Source organism: Agrobacterium sp. 22-210-1, assembly GCF_053522525.1.
In genome coordinates, this window is the sequence record NZ_JBNWCI010000005.1 from 277,643 (window position 1) to 285,169 (window position 7,527).

The 7,527-nt window shown below is 58.3% G+C and carries 5 protein-coding genes; 2 read left to right on the top strand and 3 right to left on the bottom strand.

The genetic code is table 11. The features are described from left to right. Positions 1-61: 61 nt before the first annotated feature. From ACQZ5F_RS25140 to ACQZ5F_RS25150, 3 genes are all read right to left on the bottom strand, one after another. Positions 62-3,217: a multidrug efflux RND transporter permease subunit gene (locus tag ACQZ5F_RS25140; RefSeq protein ID WP_225337955.1), complete on the bottom strand. Its 3,156-nt coding sequence runs from the start codon at positions 3,215-3,217 to the stop codon at positions 62-64. Between the two features lie 4 nt (positions 3,218-3,221). Further along, positions 3,222-4,361: an efflux RND transporter periplasmic adaptor subunit gene (locus tag ACQZ5F_RS25145; RefSeq protein ID WP_225338054.1), complete on the bottom strand. Its 1,140-nt coding sequence runs from the start codon at positions 4,359-4,361 to the stop codon at positions 3,222-3,224. Positions 4,362-4,465: 104 nt separating this feature from the next. Further along, complete coding sequence (locus ACQZ5F_RS25150; protein ID WP_137087208.1) at positions 4,466-5,020, bottom strand: TetR/AcrR family transcriptional regulator; 555 nt, start codon at positions 5,018-5,020, stop codon at positions 4,466-4,468. 103 nt (positions 5,021-5,123) lie between these two features. Here ACQZ5F_RS25150 and ACQZ5F_RS25155 point away from each other — a divergent pair, with 103 nt between their 5' ends. Next, a complete protein-coding gene (locus tag ACQZ5F_RS25155; RefSeq protein WP_046801940.1) occupies positions 5,124-6,617 on the top strand; it encodes an MFS transporter in 1,494 nt (497 codons plus the stop codon). 246 nt (positions 6,618-6,863) lie between these two features. Beyond that, complete coding sequence (locus ACQZ5F_RS25160) at positions 6,864-7,382, top strand: ribonuclease H family protein (RefSeq protein WP_448731113.1); 519 nt, start codon at positions 6,864-6,866, stop codon at positions 7,380-7,382. Positions 7,383-7,527: the final 145 nt, after the last annotated feature.

Consider the following 7,527-nt stretch of genomic DNA (forward strand, 5'->3'; position numbering starts at 1 on the left):
TGGGAAAAGGGGGTGGAGCCTTGCGGTGCAGAGGAAGATACACCCCGAACTGCGATTGAGGTTATGTGCGCGAACCGTGAGCGATTGGCACAATCTCGGAACTCGCGGCTGCATCGTCCGCCTCCGGCCGCTTCGTCCTGAACAGTTTCAGCACGAAGACGAAGAAGGCCGGGACAAAGAACACACCAAGGATTGTCGCCGAAATCATGCCGCCCAGAACGGCCGTGCCGATGGCATTCTGGCTGGCGGCACTGGCACCGGAGGCGATTGCCAACGGTACGACGCCGAGCGTGAATGCGAGCGAGGTCATGATGATCGGGCGGAAGCGGAGCTTTGCGGCCTCGATCGCTGATTCCAGCAACGGCTTGCCCTCGGCGTAATTGTCCTTGGCAAATTCGATGATCAGGATCGCGTTCTTTGCCGACAGGCCGATGATCGCGATCAGGCCCACCTTGAAATAGATGTCATTCGGCATTCCGGCGAGCATGACCGCAAGCACGCAACCGATGACACCGAGCGGCACCACGAGCATGACCGAGAACGGGATCGACCAGCTTTCGTAGAGACCTGCGAGAAGCAGGAAGACGAAGAGAAGGCTGATGCCGAACAGGAAGGGCGCCTGTGAACCGGATTTGATTTCCTCCAGCGACTGACCCGTCCACTCGAAGCCGATGCCCTCGGGCATTTCGCCCGCCAGACGCTCCATCTCGGCGATGGCCGCACCCGATGAGTTGCCGGGAGCAGGTTCACCCGAGATGCGTATCGTCGGATAACCGTTGTAACCAACGATCTGTGGCGAACCTTTCTGCCACTGCGCAATTGCAAAGGACGACAGCGGAACCATTCCGCCGCTGGCATTGCGGACGTTCAGCTTGAGCAAATCTTCGACCTGAAGGCGGCTCTGGTCCTTGGCCTGCACGATGACACGCTGCATGCGGCCGGCATTCGGAAAGTCATTGATATAGGACGATCCGAGGTTGGCGGTGATCGTGTTGTTGATGTCGGAGAAGGTCACACCGAACGTGTTCGCCTTTTCGCGATCGATCACCAGCAGAACCTGCGCCGCATCCGGAAGGCCTTCCACACGCATGCCGGTCAGCACCGGACTTTGCCCAGCCTTCTGCATCAATTCGGCTCCCGCAGCAGACAGGGCGGCCTGGCCAACACCATTGCGGTCCTGAAGGCGGAATGCGAAACCGCCCGTGGCACCGAAACCTTCGATAGCCGGAGGGGAAAGCGCAAAGCTGGTCGCATCCTTAAGGCCGAACAGCGACATGTTTACGCGGTCTGCAATGGCCTGCGCCGAGTTGTCCGCACCGCGTTCACTCCAGTCCTTGAGAGTGACGAACATCAGCGCGGCGTTGGCGCCGCTACCGGAAAAGCTGAAGCCCTGGATCGCAATGACATCCTTGACGCCGGACTCCGCTTTCAGGATTTCTTCGATCTGCCTGACCGACGCCTGCGTGCGATTGGCGCTGGCTTCCGGCGGCCCCTGAATGTCGACCAGCAATGTTCCCTGGTCTTCCGCGGGCACGAATGCCGAGGGGAGATTGATGAACAGGTAGCCAAGACCAACGACGAGGGCAAGGTAAATCACCATCATCCGGCCGGCGCGCTTTGCCATGCCGTTGGTCACCTTGACGTAGCGGTTTGTCAGGCCGTCAAAATTACGGTTGAACCAGCCTGCCAACCCCTTTTTTTCATGATGCCCCTTGGTAATCGGCTTGAGGAATGTCGCGCAGAGCGCTGGGGTAAGCGACAGCGCCAGAAAAGCGGAAAAGCCGATCGATACGACCATCGTCAGCGAAAACTGGCGATAGATGATGCCGGTCGAACCCGGGAAGAAAGCCATCGGGATGAACACACATGCGAGGACAAGGGTGATCCCGAGGATCGCGCCTGTAATCTGCCCCATCGCCTTGCGGGTTGCGGCCTTGGGTGAGAGGCCTTCCTCAGCCATGATGCGTTCAACGTTTTCAACCACTACGATAGCGTCATCGACGAGAATACCGATGGCGAGAACCATTGCGAACATGGTCAGCACGTTGATGGAGAAGCCGGTCGCGAACATGATGGCGCATGTGCCTAACAGCGCAACGGGAACGACCAGAGTCGGGATGACGGTGTAGCGGAAATTCTGCAGGAACACGAACATCACGACGAAGACGAGTACGACGGCTTCGATCAGCGTGCTCAGCACCTTCTCGATGGACGCCGACACGAATGGGCTGGTGTCGTATGGCGTGGCGTATTCAACCCCTTGGGGGAAAAACTGCGACAGCTCGTCCATCTTCGACTTTACGGCGTTCGAAGTCGCTACCGCGTTCCCCGTCGAGGAAAGCTGAATACCAACTGCCGCGCTCGGTTGCCCGTTCAGGCGGCTGGTGAAGTTGTAGTTCTCCGCGCCAAGTTCGATCCTGGCGACATCCTTCAGAAGGACTGCGCTGCCATCGGGGTTTGCGCGCAGGATAATTTCGCCAAACGCCCTGGGGTCAGAAAGCTGGCCCTGTACGAGAACCGTGGCGGTCAGATCCTGCGATACCGGGTTTGGGGCAGCGCCAATCTGGCCGGCAGCAACCTGGGCGTTCTGGGCGGTGATGGCGGCATTGATGTCTGCTGCCGTCAGATTCAGGCCGACCATCTTGTCCGGGTCGATCCAGACGCGCATGGCGCGCTGAGCCGCGAACATCTGGGCGCGACCGACGCCATCAAGACGGCGGATTTCACCAAGAACGTTTCGGTTCAGATAATCGCCAAGTGCGACTTCGTCCATGCGACCGTCGGTGGAGGTCAGCGTGATCATCATCAGGAAGCCCGATGCTGCTTCTTCAACGTTGACACCCTGCGAGGTGACCGCAGACGGAAGACGAGACTCCACGCGCCGGATAGCGTTCTGCACGTTGACCGATGCCTGATCGATGTTGGTGCCGGCCTCGAAGGTGGCATTGATGCTGACAGCGCCTGATGTGTCCGAAGTCGATTCGAAATACATCATGTTGGCGACGCCGTTCAGCTCCTCCTCGATCAGCCGCGTCACACCCTGATAGATTTCCTGCGGTGAGGCACCGGGATAGGAGGTGGAAATGGTGAGCTGCGGCGGCGCAACCTTGGGGTATTGCGCAATCGGCAGAAAGGGCAAGGCGATGATGCCCGCTATGGAAATGAACAGGGCGAAGACCCAGGCAAGGATCGGCCTGCTGATAAAGAACTGTGCCATTATATTACCTTGAATTTCCCGAGGTGGCGGGAATTACGCCGCCAGATTGCTTGTGTTCGTCCGCCGACCAGGATTCAGAGGCAACCTTGGTGTCCGGCTGAACCTTCTGCACACCATCGACCACGACCTTCTCGCCCTCCTTAAGGCCGCTTTCGACCACCCACTCCTGGCCAAGCGCCTGTCCTAGCTGGACATCCCGGAGCTTTGCAGTGTCATCAGCCTCGACAACGTAGACCTGCGCCTTGCCGTCCTGGGTTCTCAGCACGGAACGCTGAGGAATGGTGATTGAGTCCTGACGGACGGCCTGTTCGATGCGCACGCGCACATACATGCCGGGCAAAAGATCGCCATTCGGGTTCGGAAACTCGGCACGCAATGTCACCTGGCCGGTCGTTGAATCCACGTTGGCGCTGGAAAACAGCAGCTTGCCTTTCCCGCCGTAGACATCGCCGCCATCAAAAACCAGCTCTACGCTTGCCTGTCCGGGAGCGGGGCTTGCCAGCTTGCCGTCAGTAACGGCGCGGCGTAGCGCCAGAAGATCCTGGGCGGACTGGGTAAAGTCGGCATAGGCAGGATTAATCTGCTGAATCAACGCGAGATTCGATGTGCCGTCCGCGGTAACAAGCGCGCCTTCGGTGACGAGCGCGCCGCCGATGATGCCTGTGATCGGAGCACGAACCTCGGTATATTCGAGATTGATCTTTGCCTCTTCGAGAGAAGCCTGCTGAAGTGCCACATCGGCCTCTGCCTGAGCAAGATTGACGGCCGCGGTGTCATAGTCGATACCGCTGGCAACATTGCGCTCCCGCAGCATCCTCTGCCGTTCCAGCTGGACCTTGGCGTTGTCGCGCGTGGCTTCTGCGCGGCGAAGAGTTGCCTGCGCGCTGGAAACGCGGACTTTGAAGAGACGGGGATCGATCCGATAAAGGACGTCACCCTCCTTCACGAGCGCGCCCTGTTCGAAAACGCGCTCCTGCAAGATACCGGAAACGCGGGCACGCACTTCGGAGACCCGAGTGGCGGCCACACGGCCTGGAAGCTCACTGATAACCGGGATCGCATGCGCCTTGAGATCGATGACACCGACGGCGGCGGGCGGCATCTCCCCGCCTTCCTGCGCAAGGGCAGTCGTCGCCGTCAGCATGAGAATCGAGGTTGCAATAAGGCACGCCCTTAGGCGCGGCAGTTGGCTGCAGCGGTACATGTTTCTTCCTTGAATCGGCTGTTATTGGGCCCTATGGGCGACGATTACTTCTCGGGATAGGACGTGTAGATCGTTCGCACACCTTCGAGAATTCTGGCTTGATCATCCTGGCTCCACTGGTGGAAACCGAAGAGTTCGGTGAAATAAAAACCCGAGAGGGCAAGGTAAGCCATCAGGGCCGCTTCGGGACGGGCACCCTCGCCCATGGCTTTGAGGTCTGCCAACGTCCAGTCACGCATCTGCTGCTGGAGCTTCTCCTCGGAGGAAACGGAGGCGCTGATCGCCATGGCAACCGCGCGTTCGGTATCATCCACAACACGTTCGGCGAGCTTGATCCGCCCGAAAAGCTCGGGATGAGGGGTATCGGCAGCGTCTTCGACCGATTTTGCCTGCCGCTCCAGTTCCTGCGATATACGGCGGTCGATCAGAGCCTCAAGCAATGCGCTCTTCGACTTGTGATCGTAAACGACGGTGGACTTGCTGACACCCGCCTCCTGTGCGACGGCATCGATTGAAAGCCCGGCGGCGCCGAGCTTCAACACCACGCGCTCGGCGGCATCCAAGATGTCATCTTTCTGAATCCTGCGAATACGACCCACGTCATTCTCCAATTTGTCACTTGATTGTTTTACGAACGATCGTGTATTAATGCAATAGTGAAACGATCGTTCTGATAAAAAATTCGTGTTGCAGGTGTCTCGCATGTCCTCCGCCAATCGTTGGCTTATTCTCTCTGCCGTCATGATGGCCTTTCTGCCCGTCGTGCTCGACCTCACCATTCTCCATATTGCGGTGCCTTCACTGACCATCGCTCTTGGTGCTTCCGGTACCGAGGTGCTCTGGATCATCGACATCTATGCGCTTGTCATGGCCGGTCTGCTGGTGCCGATGGGAACGCTTGCAGACCGCATGGGCTACCGGCGAATGCTTCTGACCGGACTTGTCGTGTTTGGCGGCGCATCGGCTGCGGCCGCATTCTCGACGTCGCCGGCGATGCTGATCGGTTCCCGCGCCGTCCTTGGCGTTGGCGCTTCGATGATCATGCCCTGCGTCCTTGCCATCATTCGCACGACATTCGAGGATGATGGCGAGCGGGCGCGAGCACTCGGTTTGTGGAGTGTCGTCGGCATGGCGGGCGCCGCTATCGGTCCGCTTGTCGGGGGCATCCTGCTCGAGCACTTCTGGTGGGGGTCGGTCTTCCTCGTCAATCTTCCGGTGTTGGCTGTCGTCATCACCCTTGTCTGGTTCCTTGTTCCGAGGAAGGTTGGCACCGGTCTCGGGGCCTGGAATATCGGACAGGCGGCATTGCTGGTCTCGGGTCTGGTTCTGACCGTTTACGGCATCAAGACCGGGATGAAAGGCGGCATCAACGGTACGGTCGCTGCATCGCTGTCCGCGGGTATAATTCTGCTCGGCTGGTTTGGCAGGCTGCAAGTCTCGTCCCGCAATCCTATGCTCGACCTGTCGCTCTTCCTCAAACCAGCGATTGCTGCCGGGATGCTTATGGCGTTCGTCGCCTCCGGCGCATTGGCGGGGTTTGAGTTGGTGCTTGCGCAGGAACTCCAGTACGTGCTCGGCATGTCGCCGCTCGATGCCGGTCTGTTCATGCTGCCACTCGTCATTGCGGCGGCCGTGGGTGGTCCACTCGGTGGCAACCTTGCGAATAGATTCGGTCTTCGGCCGATCGCAACCCTCTCGATGATGGGAGCCGCCTCAGCGCTGTTCGGTCTCGCATCCATCGATCTCATCACTTCGCCGCAGATGACGGCGGCGCTTCTGGCGATGCTTGGCCTTTGCCTCGGCATTGGTCTTTTGGCATCGTCCATCGCCATCATGGGAAGCGCGCCAGCGGATAAGGCAGGCGCCGCGGGTGCTCTGGAAAGCACCGGCTACGAACTTGGCGCCGGCATTGGGATCACCTTCTTCGGAGTGCTCGTGAACTCAATCTATTTCTCCGCAGTTTCACGCTCGTTTTCTCCAGCAGCCGACGCAGGTGGATCCATAGGTGAAGCGATGACGGCAGCCGCGCGGTTGGGTGGAGATGAGGCTGAGGCGATACGGACCGCGGCGCGCAGCGCCTTCACTCAGGCGCATGGATCGGTTCTGATTATTACGGGTGCGATGATTGCTGTGCTGGCAGCGGCCGTGTTCGTCGCGCTTCGCGACGTGAAGCGCGGAGGCTATGTCTCTCATTAAGGCTGGAATTTCCTTTTTCCGCCATTCACAGGTGCAAGAGTTAGGCTAGGAACTGTAGAGTGAAGGTTACCGCGCTCGAGATCTCCCGATCTGGTACGACCTACTCTGCGAAAGCCAGAATTTTCTGTCCCGATACAAAGAACAGGAGATTTTGATTCGACGAGGACATAGTAAACGCCATCTACAGAAATGCCTCGAAGGCACTGTTATTTTTCCAGGCGGTTTTGACACGGGAAAACAAGCTCGATGACTGCTCCACTCACAATCTACACGGATGGTTCGTACGATCCCGTTGGAATATCGGGAAGCTGGGCATTTGTCGTCTTCGAGACGGAGCAGCAGCTGCATGCTGCGCGTGGGATGGAAATCGGACTTACAAATAATTCCTTTGAAGTCATGGCAGTCACGAAAGCACTTTTATGGCTGGATGCTCACGCTCCTGGCCGGACAACCGTCCTTTGGACGGACTCCGTTCATGTTGTCGATGGTTGCCACCGCCATCGCAAAATCTGGCGGACCAACGGTTGGAAACGCATCAACCCCAATTCGCGAGCCCGAAAGCGGCAGATACCGGATGAAGCCCTGTGGCGGAGTTTGGATAGCTTGCTCCTTCGTAATCCGAACGTGGACATAGAGTGGTGCAAGGGACACTCCGGTATAGCGGGAAATGATCTCGCGGATGCTTTGGCTCGCACCCGAAAGCTTAAGCCGGCACGATCAGTGATGAGCGTCGACCCATGCGATCCTGATTTATCCGATATGTGAGAATGAAAAATCCACTCGCCACGTGGCATAGGCATTTGAGGGCTTAGAACGCAAAAGCCCTCCGATGAGGAGGGCTTATTCGTTTGATAAGTCTTGAAGATTTTGGTTGCGGGGGCAGGATTTGAACCTGCGGCCTTCAGGTTAT